Origin of the sequence: Mesorhizobium sp. M0870, assembly GCF_040319775.1 — a bacterium.
In the GTDB taxonomy this organism is placed as follows: Bacteria; Pseudomonadota; Alphaproteobacteria; order Rhizobiales; family Rhizobiaceae; genus Mesorhizobium.
The window spans coordinates 189,816-208,130 of sequence record NZ_JAMYOI010000011.1 but is presented as its reverse complement, the minus strand read 5'-3'; the positions used below and the strand labels follow the sequence as shown (position 1 = coordinate 208,130).

Genomic DNA, 18,315 nt, shown 5'->3' with positions numbered 1-18,315 from the left:
CAAGGTCCGGGCGGCCGCCCGGACCTTGGCTCAATCGCTCTAATCCCACGAAATCTCTCTCGTGTAGATACAAGGTGGCTCGGCGAAGCCGAGACGGAGAGGGGGAATGGCGCTGCCGTATCCAGGCGAGCGATTGCGCGCGTGCTAAGCCAGCGCCCTACGAAAGCCCCCTCTCCAGCCGCTTCGCGGCCACCTCTCCCCCGCCTTTGGCAGGGGCGAGGAACCCAGGTCCAGAGAAGGCGGGCAGGCCAGCGGGGTGTAGCATAGCGCCAAACAGCCGCGCCTGTTTGCGTCGCAGCGCTTCTCGTCCCCTTGCGCACAACCGGCTTGGCGTTTAGCAAGGCCGCGGTTCAAATTCTTTCCAGGACGGTTTCTCCATGGCAACGAAGCATCTTTTCCTGCTCCCCGGTGACGGCATCGGTCCCGAGGCCATGGCCGAGGTCAAGAAACTGATCGCGGTCATGAACGACAAGCTCGGCAGCGGTTTTGCCACCGATGAGGGGCTGGTCGGCGGCTGCGCCTATGACGCGCATGGCGCGGCGATCTCCGATGCCGACATGGAAAAGGCGATGGCGGCCGACGCGGTGCTGTTCGGCGCCGTCGGCGGTCCGAAATGGGATGCGGTGCCCTACGAGGTGCGCCCTGAGGCCGGCCTGCTGCGCCTGCGCAAGGACATGGAGCTGTTCGCCAATCTGCGCCCGGCCATCTGCTATCCAGCACTCGCGGCGTCCTCCTCGCTCAAGCAGGAGGTGGTCGAGGGTCTCGACATCCTGATCGTGCGCGAGCTGACCGGCGGCGTCTATTTCGGCGAGCCCAAGCAGATCATCGATCTCGGCAACGGCCAGAAGCGCGGCATCGACACGCAGGTCTACGACACGTTCGAGATCGAGCGCATTTCGGGCGTCGCCTTCGAGCTGGCGCGCACCCGCAAGAACCACGTCACCTCGATGGAAAAGCGCAATGTGATGAAGTCGGGCGTGTTGTGGAACGAGGTCGTCACCCAGACCCACAAGGCACGCTATTCCGACGTCAAGCTCGACCACATGCTGGCCGATGCCGGCGGCATGCAGCTGGTGCGCTGGCCAAAACAGTTCGACGTCATTGTCACCGACAATCTGTTCGGCGACATGCTGTCCGATATCGCCGCCATGCTGACCGGCTCGATCGGCATGCTGCCGTCGGCCTCGCTCGGCGCGCCTGATGTGAAGACCAAGAAGCGCAAGGCGCTCTACGAACCGGTGCACGGCTCGGCGCCCGACATTGCCGGCAAGGGCATCGCCAACCCGATCGCCATGATCGCTTCCTTCGCCATGTGCCTGCGCTATTCCTTCGGCATGGTCGATGAAGCCGACCGCGTCGAAGGCGCGATCGCCGCCGTGCTCGACGCGGGCCTGCGGACGAAAGACATCATGTCCGATGGCATGACCGAGGTCGGTACGGTTCAGATGGGGGACGCGATCATCGCCAAATTCCTGGGCTGATACCGTGACGGTCGACGTCCGCTGGGCGACGATCGAGGACGCGACGGCGCTCGCGGCCATATTGTGCGAGATGGCGGTTCACTACCGGCAGCCACCTCTCGATGCCGGCCGGGCCGTGTCTGCCGCACGAAAATGGCTTGGCGAGGAAAGCCCGGCCTATCCGCATTTCGCGCTCGCCTTCGTCGAGGGCGAGGTCAGCGGCCTGGCGTCGGTGGCGATCGCGCATCCCGGCATCGATCTTGAGCGGCTGCTGTTCCTCAAGGATTTGTTCGTGCGCGACAAAGCCCGCAACGCCGGCATCGGCCGGGCGCTGATCGGCTTTCTCGCCGATCATTGCCTGCGCGAAGGCATCGGCCGGATCGACCTGACCACCGAGGACTGGAACGAAGGCGCGCTGCGCTTCTACGACCAGCTTGGCGCCGAACGCCACGGCCAGAAGGTCTTTCTCAGGCTTTCGGGTGATGCGCTGAAGGCGATCGCCCCTAGATCCTGACGCCCGCCGGCACCGGCCCCCACTGGTTTTCCCGGGCCTGCGTCGGGATCAGTGCGAAGACCAGGATGATCAGGCTGCCGATCGTCGGGATCAGCACCACCAGATAAAGCCAGCCCGACAGGCCGATGTCATGAATGCGGCGAACGGTCATGCCGAGGCTGGGCAGCAATGTCGCCAGAACGAAGGTGCCGCAAAGGCCAACAGTTACCGCCGCCGATACGCTGCTGTCGAAATTGCCCATTTCGTTGTCGGCGAAAAGGCCGATGCCGCCGATGACAAGCAGCGAGACCATCCAGAACAGGAAAAAACCCCAATATTCCTTGCGACGGGCGCGACCGGCGAAATTGAAATAGTTCTGCGTCAAGCCACGCCAGAAATAGCCCCAGAGATCACTGGGCTCGGCTATCTCGGAAGACCGACCGAAATGCTGCGCAGGAGACGGCGCCGCTGCAGGCGGAACGCTGGCCTGGGCCGGTGCGGCCTTGATGCTGGGGTCTGCGGCCGCCGGAGGGGCGGTCGGAGCAGCGATCGAAAAGACGTCGCGCGCCTGGCCGCCACCCGGCTGGAACTCGACGGCCGTGCCGTTGGGCATGGCGGTCTGCCGGCGCAGGTTCTCGCGGGTGAAGGTGTAACGGTTGCCGTCGGCCCCGGATATGAAGCCAAAGCCTTGGTCCTCGTCATAGTGAAGAACTTCGCCCCGCATTTGCCACCCCCCGCTCGCCACGTCCCAGCCGAAGGTGGCACAGGCCTGCGCCGATGGGCAAGCCAGCATGGCCCTCTTCGCGGCAAATGAAGCATAAGGCATCGAGTGCAACCGCCTTCGACAGAAGCAGAACATGACAGTCGAGAGTCCTGACAGTAAAACCGTGATTGAAGATGGAGTGGAAAGAAGACCTCCCAGGCTGGCCATCGACGCCACCGGCCTGACGTTCTGGCCGTCCGACCAGGGACTTGTCGGCATCCCGCGGGTGGAAAGCTTTCTCGTCAGCGCGGCCCTGGCCGATCCCGACCCTTGCGTGGAGGTGGTGGCGTTCCGACCGTGGGAAGGCCGGTTTCGCCCCCTCGCTCCTTTCGAGCAGGACCATGTCGCGACGGGCGAGATTTCACCCTGGCGCCTCAAACGATGGCTTGGGAGACGCACGGCGATGTCGCAGGCCCTCGAAGCGGTGAGGCAGCAGCCATGGGGCAAGCGCGACGCCGACCGCCATCTTGCAAAGACGGTGACCCATGGCCGCAAAGGGATTGCCTATCAGGCGACCAGGCTGCTGATCCGGGCCTATCGGCTGTACCAGCGGGCGCGGACCCGGTCGGCCCCGCGTCAGGTTCCAAGCCAACCGGACGAGACTGAACGCGGCTTTGTCCTGATCAGCCATCACATTCTGACCGGGGACGACCGAGCCGCCGTCTCCGGGCGCGCCGGTGGCCTTGCGTTTCTTTGCCACGACCTCATCCCGACACTGCGCCCCGACATGGTTGGTATGAGCCCTGGCGAGGCTCGCTACGGGTCATATCTCGAGCACCTCGTGCGTTCCGGCGCGCCGGCATTTTGTGCATCCGACGAAGTTGGTGCGACGCTGACCGATCATATGCAACAGGCAGGCGTCACGCAGCCGGTGGTATATCGGTTTCCGATGCCGTCCATCCTGTACGAAACGGCTTCGCGCATGGGCGAGACTTCGCGCATCGAGGCCGACGAGCCGTTCGTGCTCTATTGCTCGACCATCGAAGTGCGCAAGAACCACATCCTGCTGGCACGGATATGGCAGCAGGCGCTCGACGAGGGCGTCACGCTGCCGCGGCTCGTCTGCGCCGGGCGCTGGGGCTGGATGATCGATCCGCTGCGCGCCTATCTCAAGGCCCATCCGAGATTGCTTGAGCGGGTTACGTTCACCGGAGCGATCAGCGATGAGGAGCTCATCCGATATTATCGCAGCGCTTCCTTTGGCGTCTTTCCCTCGCATATCGAGGGCTGGGGCTACGGCGCCTCGGAATGTCTCGATTTCGGCGTTCCCGTCATCGTCTCGACAGCGCCGGCGTTGATCGAGGCGAGCGGCGGGCTGATGCCGGCGATCGATTCCAATGACCAGGCCGGCTGGTACGCTGCAATCCGCAGGATGGCGGAAGACCCGGACTGGCGCTCGTCGCTGACGGAACGCATCGCAAAGCAGCATCGCCCGACGCCGGCATCGGCCAGCTGGGCTGCCATCAAGGCTGGCCTGCAGGCAAGCGCGTCGCTCCGGCCGAAGTCCTAGAGCAATTCTAGGAAAAGTGTGAAGCGGTTTTCCGTCTAGAATTGCGTCAAAACAAAGAGTTAGAGCAGATCGCCGTTTCCGTGAAACGGTGAAATGCTCTAGGTGGGCCGCTTCTTCGCCTTCTTGTGCTTGGGCGCACCGGTGGTGTCGAATTTCGGCTTGCCCGGCTTCTTCGCCCATGGCTTTGCCTCATGCGCGGTGGCCGGGCGCTGATCGACTGCTGCTGGTGCACGTTTTTCGAATTTGCGCTTCGGCGCGTTGGGGTCGAACGGCGCCTTGCCGCGATGCGGCTTCTTGTCGGGGCTTGGCGGCTGGTAGCCGGCGCGCGACAGATCGGGCGTACCGTCGAGCCGCTTCACCAGGATGTTGCCTTGCAGCTTGCGGTCGGGACCGATTGCGGCCAGGAAGCGGTCGGCCCAGTCGGCTGATATCTGCACGTAGGTCTCTTCCGGCTGCATCTTGATGGCGCCGATCTCGCGCTTCGAGATGCTGCCGGTGCGGCACAGCATCGGGATGAGCCAGCGCGGCTCGGCATTCTGCCGGCGCCCGATCGACAACGAGAACCAGACGCTGTCACCGAAATCGTCGCGACGGCTGGGCGCCTCGTCGCGGCGCGCGAAACCTTCGCCTGCCGGTCTTTCACGCGACGGCGTGAAGGGCGCGATCTCCATGAGGTCCTCGGGCGCCGAGCGGCTGGCGCGGCACTGGCGCACGAAGGCGGCAGCCACTTGCTCGGCGCCATGTCTTGCGAGCAGCGCGTCGATGAAACCGCGCTCGTCTTCCTTCACCGGCTCGTCGAAAACCGGATCGGCCAGGATGCGCTCGTCGTCGCGCCGCATCACGTCGTCGGCCGAGGGCGGGCTCGCCCATGTCGCCTTGAGGCCGGCGTTCTGCAGCAGCCGCTCGGTGCGCTTGCGGGCGCTGTTGGGCACGATCAGCGCGCTGACGCCCTTGCGTCCGGCGCGGCCGGTGCGGCCGCTGCGGTGCAGCAGCGTTTCGGGGTTGGTCGGCAAATCGGCGTGGATGACCAGTTCGAGGTTGGGCAGGTCGATGCCGCGCGCCGCGACATCGGTGGCGATGCAGACTTTTGCGCGGCCGTCGCGCATTGCCTGCAGCGCATGGCTGCGCTCGTTCTGGCTGAGCTCGCCGGAGAGGGCGACGACGGAGAAGTTGCGGTTGTTGAAGCGCGCGGTCAGATGATTGACGGCGGCACGCGTGTTGCAGAACACCAGCGCGTTCTTGGCTTCGTAATAGCGCAGAACGTTGATGATGGCGTTTTCCCGGTCGGGCTGGGCGACGCTCAGCGCCCGGTATTCGATGTCGAGATGCTGCTTCTCCTCGCCGGCGGCCGAGATGCGCACCGCATCGCGCTGATAGCCCTGCGCGAGCGTGGCGATCGAGCGCGGCACCGTGGCCGAGAACATCAGCGTCCGGCGTTCGGCAGGAGCGGCGTCGAGGATGAATTCGAGGTCTTCGCGAAAGCCCAGATCGAGCATCTCGTCGGCCTCGTCGAGCACCACCGCCTTCAGCGCCGACATGTCGAGCGAGCGCCGGGTGATGTGGTCGCGCAGCCGGCCGGGCGTGCCGACGACGATATGGGCGCCGCGCTCCAGCACACGCCGCTCCGAGCGCATGTCCATGCCGCCGACGCAGGAAGCCACGGTGGCGCCGGTCAGTTCGTAGAGCCATTCCAGTTCGCGCGTCACCTGCAAGGCGAGTTCGCGCGTCGGCGCCACCGCCAGCGCCAGCGGTGCGGCGGCGTGGCCAAAGCGCTCCGCGCCCTCAAGCAGGGTCGGCGCCAGAGCGAGGCCGAAGGCCACCGTCTTGCCGGAGCCTGTCTGCGCCGAAACCAGCGCATCGGCCTCGCCGAGTTCCGGCGCCACAACCGCCTTCTGGACGGGCGTCAGCTCGGAATAGCCGCGTTTTTCCAGCGCCCTTGCCAGCGCGGGAACGAGTGCATCGAAGTTGGACATCTTACTCTTTCGGAATTCGGATTCTTATATGCCCAGCAATGGGCCTGTCTTCGGCGGGCGTCGGGACGCTCCATGAGCCGGATGGTCATGCCGTTCGTACTTCGTGCCGCCGCGATTGTACAGGGCAAGAGGACGCTCATCGCAATTGACTCTTGACGCAAACCGCGTAAAAGCCCGCTTTGAACGGGATCGTTTTTCGATGCGCGGCCTTTTGATGGCTCTTCTTGCATTCGATGCCCCCAGCCTCAATGCACATCATTGGGCCGGGCGCGTCGGCGCGTCCCCTCGTTCCAGCAAAACCCCATTCTTGGCCAAAAAAACTACCAAAACCACCACCAAAACGGTGTGACTCCCTTGGCCTAACCACCCTCTCCCGGGTTCGGCCCGGGGGACGGAACCCGCATCGGCCAGCGGGTTTCTCCAAAAACCAAGCGGAGAGGGACAGGAGATTTTTCGATGAGTTTCAAGGTAGCGATCGTCGGTGCCACGGGCAATGTGGGCCGGGAAATGCTCAATATACTGGAAGAGCGCGGCTTTCCGGTAAGCGAAGTCGTGGCGCTGGCGTCGCGGCGCAGCCAGGGCACGGAAGTGTCGTTCGGCGACCGCACGCTGAAGGTGAAGACGCTCGACCAGTATGATTTTTCCGACACCGACATCTGCATCATGTCGGCTGGCGGCAGCGTCTCCAAGGAATGGTCGCCGAAGATCGGCAAGCAGGGCTGCGTCGTCATCGATAATTCGTCGGCCTTCCGCTACGATCAGGACGTGCCGTTGATCGTGCCGGAAGTGAACCCGGACGCGATCTCGCTGTTCACGCGCAAGAACATCATCGCCAATCCGAATTGCTCGACGGCGCAGCTGGTAGTGGCATTGAAGCCACTGCATGACTTCGCCACCATCAAGCGTGTCGTTGTCGCCACCTACCAGTCGGTGTCGGGCGCCGGCAAGGAAGGTATGGACGAACTCTTTACCCAGACCCGCGCGGTCTTCGTCGCCGATGGCGTCGAGGTCAAGAAGTTCACCAAGCGCATCGCCTTCAACGTCATCCCGCACATCGATGTCTTCCTTGATGACGGCTCCACTAAGGAAGAGTGGAAGATGGTCGCCGAGACCAAGAAGATGCTCGACCCCAAGATCAAGCTGACGGCGACCTGCGTGCGCGTGCCGGTGTTCATCGGCCATTCGGAAGCGGTCAACATCGAGTTCGAAAAGCCGATCACCGCCGACGAGGCGCGCGATATCCTGCGCGAGGCGCCGGGCTGCCAGGTCTTGGACAAGCGCGAGGACGGCGGCTACATCACGCCGCTGGAATCGGCCGGCGAAGACGCCACCTTCATCTCGCGCATCCGCGAGGATTCGACCATCGACAACGGCCTGTCGATGTGGATCGTCTCCGACAATCTGCGCAAGGGCGCGGCGCTCAACGCAGTGCAGATCGCCGAGTTGCTGGTCGAGCGCGGCCTGATCCAGCCGAAGAAGAAGGCGGCTTAGTTTTCGCTCACGGGCCGTATCGCCGCTGCCGCGGCGGGCGCTCCGCGGGGGCGCCGGACGACCGGCGGCCCGCAGTCGCGGGCTCGGCCTTCGGCCGGGTGCTGAAGGTTAGCGAAGGCATTGATGGATGCCGATCTCCCCACGAGGGGGAGATCGGCAGCTCTGGCCGATGCGCTACGCTCTGTTCTCCCTGGCCAGCTGGTTCAACAGCCCCAGCGCTTCCTCCGCCCGGTCGACCGGCACGAACAGATGGTCGTGGTAGAAGGCCGAAACCGGGTTCACGCCCATGCCGGCGGCGGCGAGGCGCGTGGTGATGGCGGCGAGAAAGCCGACGGCTTCCAGCGACGAATGGATGTTCAGCGTGACCATCCGGCAGCGGAATGACGCGGTCAGTGCCGCAGCGATGGCCTTCTCCTCGGTTACGATCAGTGTCACGCCCTCGCGCTCACGAAAGATCATCACCGGCTCGAGGCCTTCCGGCTGAACGACGCCGGGCGCCAGCATGGCGAAGACATAGGTGCCGGCGAGCAGTTCCGGCGTCATCGATGCCAGCAGTGTCTTCAGATCGGTCTCGCCGGTCATTCGGTTTCTCTCGCTTGCAGAAATGGGCCGCAGCCCATGTGCTCTTCAATATCCGCGACCGGCGCGTGCCGATAGTCCAGGCGCTGCAAGGACGACATGGCGGTGTCGCTGGTGGCTGGGCTTGCAGAGCTGTCGCATCGCACAATAAAGGAGGTGAGGGCCGATGGCGGTCCGTGAAAGGCCTTCGATGATCGTTCGCCCGCGCCCCACATTCCTACAGCTGTTCTTCATCATGCGCGGTTCGGTCGTGCCACGTATCCTGCCGCAGATATTGGGCTTCGCGCTTTATTCCGCGATCATCCTGGCCGTGGCGCGCCGGTTCCAGCTTGATTTCAGCGTCTTCAACATCACGCCTTTCGGCCTGGTCGGCGTGACATTGTCGATCTATCTCTCGTTCCGCAACAACGCCGCCTACGACCGTTGGTGGGAGGCGCGCAAGCTGTGGGGCGCGCTGGTCTTCGAAATGCGCAACCTGGCACGCGCCACCACCAGCCTCATCCCGGACCAGACCGAACAGCGCGCCTTGCTGATGGAAGCGCTCGCCTTCTGTCATTTCCTGCGCGGGCAGTTGCGCAAGATCGACAGCATGAAGGATGCCCGCGCCTTCATCGACGCCGAGGCGGACAAGGCAGCAGCCTTTTCCAATCCGGCGGATGAGATGGTCAGGCGCATGGGCCGGCGTGCCAATGCGCAGCGCCGGGCGGGCGACGTCGACTCGATCGGCTTTCGTATCCTCGATGAGAGGCTCGCGTCGATCGCGGCCATCCAGGCCGGCTGCGAGCGGATCGCCGGTACGCCGTTACCTTTCGCCTACACGCTGCTGGTGCATCGCACGGCCTATATCGTCTGCCTGCTGCTGCCGATCGGCCTGATCTCGACCACCGGTTGGGCGACGCCGCTGTTCACGGCGCTGATCGCCTACACCTTCTTCGGCCTCGACGCGCTTTCGGAAGAGCTCGAGGATCCGTTCGGCACCGAGGCCAACGACCTCGCCCTCGACGGTCTCTGCCGCGTCTGCGAGATCTCGGTGTTCGAGGCGCTGGGCGAAACGCCGCCGAAGATGATCCCGGCGGAAAAGTTCTATTTTTCGTAGGCGAAGGCGCGCGGGTTTAAAAGAATCCGCCCCGCTGTCGGATCGCGGCCCCATGCCACGTCCTTGGGTCGACCCCTGCGAAAGGGCTCGACCATCAGGAGGGACCACCATGAGCATTTCCGAAACCGCGCCCGTCTCGCCGGGCGCTTTGTGGACCGGCCGCGTGCTCAGCGGCGTCATCGTGCTGTTCATGATCTTCGACGGCGTCATCAAGCTGCCGCCGCTCGATGTCGTCACCCAGACGATGGTGCCGCTCGGCTGGCCGGCCGATGCCAATGTCGCGCGCATGCTTGGCGTCATCTCGACCGCGCTCTACGCCTTGCCGCGCACCGCGGTGCTCGGCGCCATCCTGCTCACCGCGTATATGGGCGGCGCAATCGCCACCAATGTCCGCGTCGACACCCGCTGTTCTCGCACATGCTGTTCGGCGTCTATCTCGGCATTATCCTGTGGGGTGGCCTGTATCTGCGCGATGCCAGGGTCCGCGCGCTGATCCCGTTCAGCCGATAGATCCGATCGAAGCATCGCTTTCAACTCGAAGCCTGGAACCCTTTGCCGGGCAATGTCTTAGGGATCGAATCGCCGAGTTGCGAGTTAGAGATTCGCTTGGCGGCGGAGGCGGCTCCTATCGGAGAGGAACGACGATGAAGAAAACGATGCTTTTGATGGCGCTGCTGGTGCCGCTTGCCGCTTGTTCGCAAACGGAAAAAGGCGCGGCCGTAGGCGGCCTCGGTGGCGCTGCCGTCGGTGCGGCGGTCGCCGGCGATCCGGTTGAAGGCGCCGTCGTCGGTGGCGCTGTCGGTGCTGTTGCCGGTGCGCTGATCGGCCGGGCAAGCGAGAGCGGCGAATGCCGCTATCGCGATCGGCGGGGCCGCGTCTACATCGACCGCTGCCCGAGCGGTTATTGATCGGCAGCTCTTACAGACAGAACTGGACAGCAAAACGGCGGGCCTTGGCCCGCCGTTTTCCTGGATGCGATAGGGCAATACTTATTCGGCGGTGGCGGCTTCCGCCTCGGCCGGTGCTGCTGCGGCGGCCGCAGCCGCGGCAGCAGCGTCTTCCTGCGCCTTCTTCAAGAGCGAAGCACGTTCCTGCGCCTTCTTGCCCGGCTCGGCCTTCTTCGGGTTGGAACGGGCGTCGCGCTTGACGAGGCCGGCCTCGTCGAGGAAACGCAGCACGCGGTCGGTCGGCTGGGCGCCATGCGCCAGCCAATGCTTGACGCGGTCGGCGTCGACCTTGACGCGTTCGCCGTCCTTGGGCAGCAGCGGGTTCCACGAGCCGATCGACTCGATGAACCGGCCGTCACGCGGCGAACGGGCGTCGGCAATGACGACGTGGTAGTAAGGACGCTTCTTCGAGCCCGCACGGGCCAGTCGGATCTTCAAGGGCATTTATTTTCTCCTAAAAAGGCTGATTTGGTTGATCGGGTGGTGGCTGGTTTCTCAGCCGGCTTTCATCACGCCGTTGGAAGCGGCGATCTGTTCGTGGTGGCGGATCACTTCGCGGACGACGAAGTTGAGGAATTTTTCCGCGAAATCCGGGTCGAGATGGGCATCCTTCGCCAGCTGGCGAAGCCGGGCGATCTGCTGCTGCTCGCGTGCCGGGTCGGCCGGGGGCAGGCCATGCGTCGCCTTCAGCACACCGACCGCCTTGGTGCAGCGGAAGCGCTCGGCCAGCATGTGGATGAGGGCCGCGTCGATGTTGTCGATCGAGGCGCGGTAATCGGCCAGGAGAGCGCGAGCGTCGGCCATGTCCTTCTCTTCGTTCATGGCGTCCTCACTTCTTCTTGCCAAGGCCGGGCAGGCCGCCGCCCATTCCGGGCAGGCCGGGGAGCTTCATGCCGCCGGGCAGTCCGGGTAGGCCGCCGCCGGGAAGGCCTTTCATGCCGCCGCCGAGGCCGGCTGCTTGCGCCTGCTTCTGCAAGGCTTCGAGCTGCTTGGGATCCATCTTCGACAGGTCCGGCATGCCGCCGCCCATCATGCCGCCACCCATGCCCCCGGGGCCGCCGGGCATCATGCCGCCGAGGCCCATCTTGGAGGCGAGGCCGCCCATCATGCCGCGCATCAGGCCGCCGCCTTTGCCCTTGCCGCCCATCGCCTTCATCATGTCGGCCATGCCGCGATGCATCTTGAGCAGCTTGTTGATTTCGGCCGCGTCGGTGCCGGAACCGGCGGCGATGCGCTTCTTGCGCGAATGCTTGAGCAAATCGGGATTGGCGCGCTCGGCCTTGGTCATCGACGAGATGATGGCGAGCTGGCGGCCGAACATCTTGTCGTCGAGACCGGCGGCGGCCATCTGGTCCTTCATCTTGCCCATGCCGGGCATCATGCCCATGATGCCGCCCATGCCGCCCATCTTCGACATCTGCTGAAGCTGGCCGGCGAGATCGTTCAGGTCGAACTTGCCCGACTGCATCTTCTTGGCCATCGCCGCCGCCTGTTCGGCGTCGATGTTCTCGGCGGCCTTTTCGACGAGCGAGACAATGTCGCCCATGCCGAGGATGCGGTCGGCGATGCGCTTGGGGTGGAATTCCTCCAGCCCGTCCATCTTTTCGCCAGTGCCGATCAGCTTGATCGGCTTGCCGGTGACGGCGCGCATGGAGAGTGCAGCACCACCGCGGCCGTCGCCGTCCATGCGGGTCAGGACGAGGCCGGTGATGCCGACGCGCTCGTCGAAGCTCTTGGCCAGGTTGACGGCGTCCTGGCCGGTCAGCGAATCGGCGACCAGCAGGATTTCGTGCGGGCTCGACACCTTCTTGATGTCGGCCATCTCGACCATCAGCGGCTCGTCGATATGGGTGCGGCCGGCGGTGTCGAGGATGACGATGTCGTGGCCGCCGAGCTTGGCCGCCTGCACGGCGCGGCGGGCGATGTCGACCGGCGACTGGCCGTCGATGATCGGCAGCGTGGCGACCTTGACCTGTTCGCCGAGCTGGCGCAGCTGCTCCTGCGCAGCGGGGCGCCGCGTGTCGAGCGAGGCCATCAGGACCTTCTTGTTCTGACGCTCGGAAAGACGCTTGGCGATCTTGGCCGAAGTGGTCGTCTTGCCGGAACCCTGCAGGCCGACCATCATGATGACGACCGGCGCCGGGGCATTGAGATCGATGGCGACGCCTTCGGCGCCGAGCATGTCGACCAGTTCGTCATGGACGATCTTGACGACCATCTGGCCGGGCTTGATAGACTTGACCACGGCAGCGCCGACGGCCTTCTCGCGCACCTTGTCGGTGAAGGAGCGCACCACTTCCAGCGCCACGTCTGCTTCGAGCAGCGCCCGGCGCACCTCGCGCAGCGCCGCCGAGACATCAGCCTCCGACAGGGCTCCGCGGCCGGTCAGGCCGTTCAGGATCGAACCAAGACGTTCCTGTAGCGATTCAAACATTCGTTTTCCTTTTCCCTGGCATCCGGATGATGCCCGAGAGGTAATGCGTTCGCGCCCAGTGTCCAACCAAAAGCCAAAACCAAAAAGCACCCGGGGGCGCTCAGCGCTGCCGGGTGTTGGCCTCCAGGATCGATTTACAGCACTTCACCTCAAAGAGGCTTCGGCGTCCTGGTCGGCTTGCTCGGAGGGATACTCGTCGCGGAATTCGGGGCGTGTAGACAGGAAATCGGACACGGAGTCAAGACAAAGACCGGATTGCGTCGTTCCCGGCCTGCAATCAGGCCGTGCTCGCCCGGTCCGGAAATTCGGCGGCAACCCTGAGCGGCGAACGCGGATGTAGAAGCAGCACGATGGTCAGCAGGCTGCAGGCGATGCCGATGAAGGCGATGAGAACCGCATCCGACGTCGCCCAGCCCGGTCCTTCGAGCGGCCTGGCATTGAACAGGGCGAAGGAATTGTAGCTTTCCTGATGCGAGATCAAGAGAAACCCGGTCAGGTTGTTGCCGAGATGAGCACCCAAGGCGGCGCCGAGATTGCCGGTTGCGTAGACGACAAGTGTCAGCAGCAGCGCGAAAGCGGCGATCGACGCCAGCACGCAAGCATTGATGGCTGGTGACGAACTCGCACTCCAATGCAGCGAGGTGAACAGCAGGGCCGGCAGCAGGGCCCAGACGAATGGGCTCGTGAACCGGCTGGCGAGACCGCGCAGCAGGTAGCCGCGAAACAGCAGCTCTTCCGAAGAGGTCTGCACCAAGGTAAGCGCGGCGATCGGGATCGCAAACAGCAGCCAGGATGACAGGCTGATCGGGCCACGCGTGATCTGCGGCTGCAGCAGATAGAGCAGGATTTCGGATATGAACGACGTGATCAGCACCGCGATCAGCCCTTTGAGGAAGCCGGGCCATGAAACTCGTCGGCTGTTGCCGAGCAGCGCCGACAGCTTCTCGCCATGCACCCAGCGCATCGCGACCCACAGGCCGATCCAGATGCCGGCAAACGAGACGAGCGCGGTGAGGATGCCGAGGGGCGAAGCGAGGAAGCCCTGAATGCCGGATGATGGGGTCGCCTGCCAGGCGATGAAGGCATAGGTGCCGCCGAACAGCACGGCCACGGTGGTTGCTGCCCAAAAAAGGACCACGATCCCCGTTCCGAGCAACAGGCGCGGTAAGGTCGTCCTGGCGTTCGGCGAATGCCTGTAACGCTCGAAGGCGGCCGGATCGATGGTCACGCGGGCTCCCTTCCCAAAGTCATCGCCTGTTGACTAACCGATGGCCGGGAAAATCGGAATGGTTTTCCGCAAAGACTAAGCCAGAGCAAAGTCGGCGCAGGAGAGCGCCGCGCGGCAGCGCCGCCTGCTGGCGGCCGCTGCTGTCGCTGCGGCCGCTTGTGCCGCTTGTCGTCAGCGAACGACGTACATGATGCGCCGGGTCTGCGGATCGATCAGCGCCCGCTGGCCGTTCACATAGACATAGCGGTAATTGTAGTCCGGAATCTCGCGCAGCTCGACGGTGTCGGGCAGGGTCGCGCCGGTCACCACTTCGCCTTCGAGATAGATGGGATCGAGGCGATGCGTGTCGACATAGGTGCGGACTTCAGCCGGGGGCGAAGGGAAGTCATCCACGACCGGATCGCTGGCGATGATCGCGCCGGTATAATCGGTCGAGTAGTTGCCGATGTCCTCCGGCGGCGAGACGACAGCAACGCTGGAGCGCCGTTCCGTCAGCACCACCCGGCTGCCGCCTATATCGGCCGTCACATAGTCGGAATAGACCCAGCCCTGGCCGCCGGCCTCGGCTATGGTGCACCATTTGCTGTTTTCGATGCAGCCATTGAGCGTTGCCGACTGACCGGCGGCGAGCACGCCGATCACAGGGTATTGCGGGCCGGGCCCGGCGCGCACGTTAAGATCGGTGACGGCTGAGACGGCGGTATCGGCAAACGCGGCGCCGGACATCACGGTCAGCATTCCGGCTACCGCAGGAAACAATAGGGATTTCATGGTTTCTCTCCGTTTTCATGGTCCCTCGCCAGCGAAAACGGGGCAGCAGCTCATGCGTTCCCGCTAAAGCGCCTGCGCCAACTCACGATTTGTTCCGTGTTCTTTCGGCAAATCGGTCAGAAGTTCGTGAACGAATTCCAATTTCCGCGCCGTGACGTCCGAAATGACGAAGGGGTAGAGGTCGGGCAGGCCCATGCAGCGGTTGATCGAATTGGAGGCCTCCGACAGCACCAGCCAGCGGGCAAGGATCTTTTCGAAAGGCTCCGGCGCGGTCGCCGGCTCCGAGGGTGCTGCCTGCAATTCGCCGCCGGTGTCGCCGCGCGGCAAGTCGTTGGCCTCCACCGTCTCCAGCCGGCCGAGCGGAAAGTTCAGTGCGTGCACCATTTCCAGCGTGTCGGTGATGTGCAGGTGATGAGCCCAGGTCTCGGCCCAGTCCTCCCAAGGATGCGAGGTCGCATAGGCCGAGATGTGGCCCTGCTGCCAGTCGGGCGGCGCACCATCGGCATAATAGGCCTTCAGCGCCTGTTCGTAATCGGCACGGTCGTCGCCGAACAGTGCGCGGAAAGCTTCGAGCCTGTGCGGATCGTCGCGGATGAGGCGGTCCCAGTAATAGTGCCCGAGCTCATGGCGGAAATGGCCGAGCAAGGTGCGGTAGTTCTCGCCCATCTCGACGCGCCGCTTCTCGCGCTCGGCCGAATCCGCCTCGGCGACATTGAGCGTGATCAAACCATTGTCGTGGCCGGTGAGGATCCGCTCGCCACCAGGGCCGCCACCGATCGGATCGGCGAGGAAGTCGAAGGCCAGGCCGACCTCGTCGGCAGGGGTCTGCTTGGGGACTACCGGCAGCCCGAAGGCCAGCAGCGAGTAGATGGCGCGCTTCTTCGCCGCTTCGACACGGATCCAGCGGCGGCGGTTGCCGTCGACGGAGAGATCCGGGATCAGCTGGTTCAGCACGCAGGCGCGGCAAAAAGCGTGACCCGGTTCCGCCATCCAGTTGCAGGCGCATTCGTCGGCGTTGGTGCACTGGAAGACGCCGTCGACGCCCGCCAGCGCAAAGCGCGCGTGCTCGGGATCGTAGAGCACCGGGTTCCCGCAGTTCAGGCACTTGGCGTTCTCGAAATAGATGCGATGGCCGCAATGGGGGCAGTCGAAGAGTTTCATGTCGGTCTCAATTCACCGGAGGTGACATAGATGTTCACGGCGGCCCGTGCCCAACGCGAACAGCCGCGCGGCGTTCCGCATTTTGTCGAACTTGTTGGAACATAATCTCTGCAGAACGAGGTTTCGCAAAGCGAAGACCAGGTTCCACCTGTCGTTGGTTCCGTCCTTCGGTTCGGATCATGTCCTCGCCGCAAGCTGGGTGACAACCTGTCTTGCCACCGCTTCGCCTGACAGCCGTGCGCCGCCACAGGTCTGCATCAGCGGACCGGCCAGATGCTCGCCGGCGAAGAAGATCTTGTCGGCCACCGGCTGCATGAGTGCGGCGCGCGCCAGTGAACGGCCGGGGCGAGCGGCGGCATAGGCACCGCGTACGAAGCGCTCGCCGCCCCAATTGGTCATCATGGCGCGTCCGACATGTTTGCGCGTATCGCCGCCGAAGATGCCGCACAGCCGGTCGACGACGAAGTCGATGCCGGCCGCCTCGCCGGCCGCCGACATTTCCCAGGCGAAATCGCCGCCGACGAAGCCGACCATCAGGTCGAGGTCGAACGGGAAGCACAGGAAATAGATGTCGTGCCTGGCCATCCGTTCGATCAGCAGGTCGTCGAAGGGCTGCAGCCCGAGCCTGGTGCCCGATATTTCGACCGGCAATTTGGTCAGCATGCCCATCGGCAGGTCGAAGAAGGCGCCGAAATGCGTGTCTGGCAAGGCCGGCGAGAACGCGATCTCCTCGAAGGCGAGCACCGCCGGCGAAGCGGTGACGATCACCGCCTTGGCGCGGACGGTGCCGCGATCGGTGACGCAGGCGACGCCCGGCACGTCCCACAGGATCTTGCGCACCGGCGTCGAAAGTTCGACCGGCACGCCGGCGCCGAAACGCGCCACCAGCGCGCCAAGGCCCTCCTTGCTGAAGTAGTTCGGGTCGAGATCGGCAGCGGCCTGGAAGTCGAGGATCGAGATTTCGTCCTCGTCGGCACCGAAATCCATCGGCCCGGCGAAGGTGGCGGCGGCGCGCGGTGCATGGCCTTTTGCCAACAGCGCCGAAAGACGATCGTCATCTCCGTCCTTCACTTCATGCTTGGCCAGCAGTTCGAACAGCTTTGCGTCGGCGGCCTTCATGTCGGCTTCTTCCGCTTCGCTCGCCTTGCGCTCGCGGTAGTAGAGATGATCGACGTTCATGTCGTGATGATGCAACGTCCAGCCTGCCGCCTGGGCTTCGGGAAAATAGGGATTGCGGTCGGCCGCATGCAGCCAGGCGCAGCCGATGTCGAAAGGCACGCCGAAATGCTGGTCGCTGGTCCAGGCTCGCCCGCCGATTCGGTCTATCGCTTCGAGCAGCGTGAAGGAAAGCCCCGCCGCCTGCAAGCTCCTGGCGGCGGCAAGACCCGCCGAGCCGGCACCGATGATGACGACATCGACGTCTTGCATGCAGCCCCCCTGCCACAATAATCACTTGATCCTAGGCAAATTCCACGGCATTCGCCAGCATTGCAGCGGTGACAGTGACAAGTGCGCGTTTCGCTGGCAAGTTCGCAATTGGGACGTGATTCAGGCAACCAGGAGATCAACATGGCAATTCTTGCCAAGGGAAAGATGTTTGCAGCGGCCGTGGTGGCGGTGCTTGCGCTGGCGACGGGCGCACAGGCGGCAGCCAGCTGCGGCAAGACCGGCGCCGGCTTCGACGCCTGGAAGCAGGACTTTGCCGCGCAGGCCAGGTCGGAAGGTGTAGGCGCCAAGGGGCTGGCCGCTCTGGCCGGGGCAAACTACGCGACAAAGACGATCTCAGTCGACCGCGGCATTCACAAGGCCTTCAGCGGCTCGGTGGACGATTTCATGCGGCGTCGTGGTGGCGCAGCGATTATTTCCAAGGGCCGGTCGCTGAAAAAGTCGAATGCGGCGCTGTTCTCCAAGATCGAAGCGAATTACGGCGTGTCGCCGGGCGTGTTGCTCGCCATCTGGGGTATGGAAACCGGCTTCGGTTCGGCCATGGGCAACCAGAACACCGTCTCTGCCATTTTGACGCTTGCCTATGATTGCCGCCGGCCGGGGTTCTTCTACCCGCATGCCATCGCAGCCCTGAAGCTGGTTGATCGCGGGGCGTTGACAGCCTCGTCGGTCGGGGCCGCGCATGGCGAGATCGGACACACGCAGTTCCTGCCCGGAAACGTCCTGAAATATGGCGTCGGTGGCGGAAACCTGCGCGACAAGAGCACGGCGCTGGCTTCCACCGCCAACTTCCTCAAGGGGCATGGCTGGCGGGCGGGCGCGAGCGCGAGTGCGAATATGGGCGCGATTGCCGGCTGGAATTCCGCGAGCGTCTATCAGCAGGCCATCGCCCGCATTGCCACGGCGATCGACGGCGATTGACGGATCATGCTCCGGGCAGAAGGCCCCGGCTATTTTTGACTT

General features: G+C 64.2%; 18 protein-coding genes and 1 pseudogene. 9 read left to right on the top strand and 10 right to left on the bottom strand.

From position 1 onward, the window contains the following. Positions 1 to 377: 377 nt before the first annotated feature. Positions 378 to 1,481, top strand: a complete 1,104-nt coding sequence (leuB, locus tag NKH97_RS16095) for a 3-isopropylmalate dehydrogenase (protein ID WP_352677481.1) — start codon at positions 378 to 380, stop codon at positions 1,479 to 1,481. Between the two features lie 4 nt (positions 1,482 to 1,485). After that, complete coding sequence (locus tag NKH97_RS16090; protein ID WP_352797866.1) at positions 1,486 to 1,974, top strand: GNAT family N-acetyltransferase; 489 nt, start codon at positions 1,486 to 1,488, stop codon at positions 1,972 to 1,974. Here NKH97_RS16090 and NKH97_RS16085 read toward each other — a convergent pair. Continuing rightward, positions 1,964 to 2,677: a DUF805 domain-containing protein gene (locus NKH97_RS16085; protein WP_352797863.1), complete on the bottom strand. Its 714-nt coding sequence runs from the start codon at positions 2,675 to 2,677 to the stop codon at positions 1,964 to 1,966. The two genes, NKH97_RS16090 and NKH97_RS16085, sit on opposite strands and share 11 nt — an antisense overlap. A 178-nt stretch (positions 2,678 to 2,855) precedes the next feature. Between NKH97_RS16085 and NKH97_RS16080 the strand changes: the two genes are divergently transcribed. Continuing rightward, entirely contained in the window at positions 2,856 to 4,226 is a 1,371-nt protein-coding gene (locus NKH97_RS16080) for a glycosyltransferase (protein ID WP_352797861.1), read from the top strand. A gap of 98 nt (positions 4,227 to 4,324) precedes the next feature. Here NKH97_RS16080 and NKH97_RS16075 read toward each other — a convergent pair whose 3' ends face one another. After that, on the bottom strand, positions 4,325 to 6,199 hold the full coding sequence (locus tag NKH97_RS16075; RefSeq protein ID WP_352797858.1) for a DEAD/DEAH box helicase: 1,875 nt from the start codon (positions 6,197 to 6,199) through the stop codon (positions 4,325 to 4,327). 145 nt (positions 6,200 to 6,344) lie between these two features. On the opposite strand from NKH97_RS16075, the gene NKH97_RS16070 reads away from it, so the two are divergent. Continuing rightward, the gene (locus NKH97_RS16070; RefSeq protein WP_352723080.1) at positions 6,345 to 6,548 is read left to right on the top strand and encodes a hypothetical protein; all 204 of its coding nucleotides are present in this window, start codon (positions 6,345 to 6,347) and stop codon (positions 6,546 to 6,548) included. A gap of 107 nt (positions 6,549 to 6,655) precedes the next feature. Then, positions 6,656 to 7,690, top strand: a complete 1,035-nt coding sequence (locus NKH97_RS16065) for an aspartate-semialdehyde dehydrogenase (protein ID WP_023814446.1) — start codon at positions 6,656 to 6,658, stop codon at positions 7,688 to 7,690. Positions 7,691 to 7,864: 174 nt separating this feature from the next. Here NKH97_RS16065 and NKH97_RS16060 read toward each other — a convergent pair whose 3' ends face one another. Beyond that, a complete protein-coding gene (locus tag NKH97_RS16060; RefSeq protein WP_352555601.1) occupies positions 7,865 to 8,272 on the bottom strand; it encodes an ACT domain-containing protein in 408 nt (135 codons plus the stop codon). Positions 8,273 to 8,435: 163 nt separating this feature from the next. On the opposite strand from NKH97_RS16060, the gene NKH97_RS16055 reads away from it, so the two are divergent. The 3 genes and pseudogenes from NKH97_RS16055 (at position 8,436) to NKH97_RS16045 (ending at position 10,273) form a co-directional block, all read left to right on the top strand. Then, positions 8,436 to 9,365 carry a bestrophin family protein gene (locus NKH97_RS16055; RefSeq protein WP_245273215.1) on the top strand — a complete coding sequence of 310 codons (930 nt, stop codon included), beginning with the start codon at positions 8,436 to 8,438 and terminating at the stop codon, positions 9,363 to 9,365. Between the two features lie 109 nt (positions 9,366 to 9,474). Next, positions 9,475 to 9,875, top strand: a pseudogene (locus NKH97_RS16050) (DoxX family protein). A 134-nt stretch (positions 9,876 to 10,009) separates the two neighbouring features. Then, the gene (locus NKH97_RS16045; RefSeq protein ID WP_023811331.1) at positions 10,010 to 10,273 is read left to right on the top strand and encodes a YMGG-like glycine zipper-containing protein; all 264 of its coding nucleotides are present in this window, start codon (positions 10,010 to 10,012) and stop codon (positions 10,271 to 10,273) included. An 81-nt stretch (positions 10,274 to 10,354) separates the two neighbouring features. Here the strand turns inward: NKH97_RS16045 and rpsP are convergent, their stop codons facing one another. The 7 genes from rpsP to NKH97_RS16010 form a co-directional block, all read right to left on the bottom strand. After that, positions 10,355 to 10,756, bottom strand: a complete 402-nt coding sequence (gene rpsP, locus NKH97_RS16040) for a 30S ribosomal protein S16 (protein ID WP_023811330.1) — start codon at positions 10,754 to 10,756, stop codon at positions 10,355 to 10,357. A 51-nt stretch (positions 10,757 to 10,807) separates the two neighbouring features. Further along, complete coding sequence (locus NKH97_RS16035) at positions 10,808 to 11,134, bottom strand: chorismate mutase (RefSeq protein WP_023811329.1); 327 nt, start codon at positions 11,132 to 11,134, stop codon at positions 10,808 to 10,810. 7 nt (positions 11,135 to 11,141) lie between these two features. Beyond that, positions 11,142 to 12,746 (bottom strand): signal recognition particle protein, encoded by a 1,605-nt coding sequence (ffh, locus tag NKH97_RS16030; protein WP_352555597.1) that lies wholly within the window; start codon positions 12,744 to 12,746, stop codon positions 11,142 to 11,144. Between the two features lie 277 nt (positions 12,747 to 13,023). Further along, positions 13,024 to 13,974, bottom strand: a complete 951-nt coding sequence (locus NKH97_RS16025; protein ID WP_352797851.1) for a CPBP family intramembrane glutamic endopeptidase — start codon at positions 13,972 to 13,974, stop codon at positions 13,024 to 13,026. Between the two features lie 171 nt (positions 13,975 to 14,145). Further along, positions 14,146 to 14,745 carry a DUF1236 domain-containing protein gene (locus NKH97_RS16020; RefSeq protein WP_023811326.1) on the bottom strand — a complete coding sequence of 200 codons (600 nt, stop codon included), beginning with the start codon at positions 14,743 to 14,745 and terminating at the stop codon, positions 14,146 to 14,148. 63 nt (positions 14,746 to 14,808) lie between these two features. After that, positions 14,809 to 15,906, bottom strand: coding sequence for a zinc-binding metallopeptidase family protein (locus NKH97_RS16015; RefSeq protein ID WP_352759331.1), 1,098 nt, complete (start codon positions 15,904 to 15,906; stop codon positions 14,809 to 14,811). A gap of 177 nt (positions 15,907 to 16,083) precedes the next feature. Beyond that, the gene (locus NKH97_RS16010) at positions 16,084 to 17,334 is read right to left on the bottom strand and encodes a flavin monoamine oxidase family protein (protein WP_352555592.1); all 1,251 of its coding nucleotides are present in this window, start codon (positions 17,332 to 17,334) and stop codon (positions 16,084 to 16,086) included. A 141-nt stretch (positions 17,335 to 17,475) separates the two neighbouring features. On the opposite strand from NKH97_RS16010, the gene NKH97_RS16005 reads away from it, so the two are divergent. After that, the gene (locus NKH97_RS16005) at positions 17,476 to 18,273 is read left to right on the top strand and encodes a lytic murein transglycosylase (RefSeq protein ID WP_128304286.1); all 798 of its coding nucleotides are present in this window, start codon (positions 17,476 to 17,478) and stop codon (positions 18,271 to 18,273) included. Positions 18,274 to 18,315: the final 42 nt, after the last annotated feature.

Bases quoted from the DNA above. Each gene is read 5' to 3' on its own strand.
- leuB (WP_352677481.1), top strand. From the start codon at position 378: ATGGCAACGAAGCATCTTTTCCTGCTCCCCGGTGACGGCATCGGTCCC.
- NKH97_RS16085 (WP_352797863.1), bottom strand. From the start codon at position 2,677: ATGCGGGGCGAAGTTCTTCACTATGACGAGGACCAAGGCTTTGGCTTC.
- NKH97_RS16075 (WP_352797858.1), bottom strand. From the start codon at position 6,199: ATGTCCAACTTCGATGCACTCGTTCCCGCGCTGGCAAGGGCGCTGGAA.
- NKH97_RS16065 (WP_023814446.1), top strand. From the start codon at position 6,656: ATGAGTTTCAAGGTAGCGATCGTCGGTGCCACGGGCAATGTGGGCCGG.
- NKH97_RS16060 (WP_352555601.1), bottom strand. From the start codon at position 8,272: ATGACCGGCGAGACCGATCTGAAGACACTGCTGGCATCGATGACGCCG.
- NKH97_RS16055 (WP_245273215.1), top strand. From the start codon at position 8,436: ATGGCGGTCCGTGAAAGGCCTTCGATGATCGTTCGCCCGCGCCCCACA.
- NKH97_RS16045 (WP_023811331.1), top strand. From the start codon at position 10,010: ATGAAGAAAACGATGCTTTTGATGGCGCTGCTGGTGCCGCTTGCCGCT.
- rpsP (WP_023811330.1), bottom strand. From the start codon at position 10,756: ATGCCCTTGAAGATCCGACTGGCCCGTGCGGGCTCGAAGAAGCGTCCT.
- NKH97_RS16035 (WP_023811329.1), bottom strand. From the start codon at position 11,134: ATGAACGAAGAGAAGGACATGGCCGACGCTCGCGCTCTCCTGGCCGAT.
- ffh (WP_352555597.1), bottom strand. From the start codon at position 12,746: ATGTTTGAATCGCTACAGGAACGTCTTGGTTCGATCCTGAACGGCCTG.
- NKH97_RS16020 (WP_023811326.1), bottom strand. From the start codon at position 14,745: ATGAAATCCCTATTGTTTCCTGCGGTAGCCGGAATGCTGACCGTGATG.
- NKH97_RS16015 (WP_352759331.1), bottom strand. From the start codon at position 15,906: ATGAAACTCTTCGACTGCCCCCATTGCGGCCATCGCATCTATTTCGAG.
- NKH97_RS16010 (WP_352555592.1), bottom strand. From the start codon at position 17,334: ATGCAAGACGTCGATGTCGTCATCATCGGTGCCGGCTCGGCGGGTCTT.
- NKH97_RS16005 (WP_128304286.1), top strand. From the start codon at position 17,476: ATGGCAATTCTTGCCAAGGGAAAGATGTTTGCAGCGGCCGTGGTGGCG.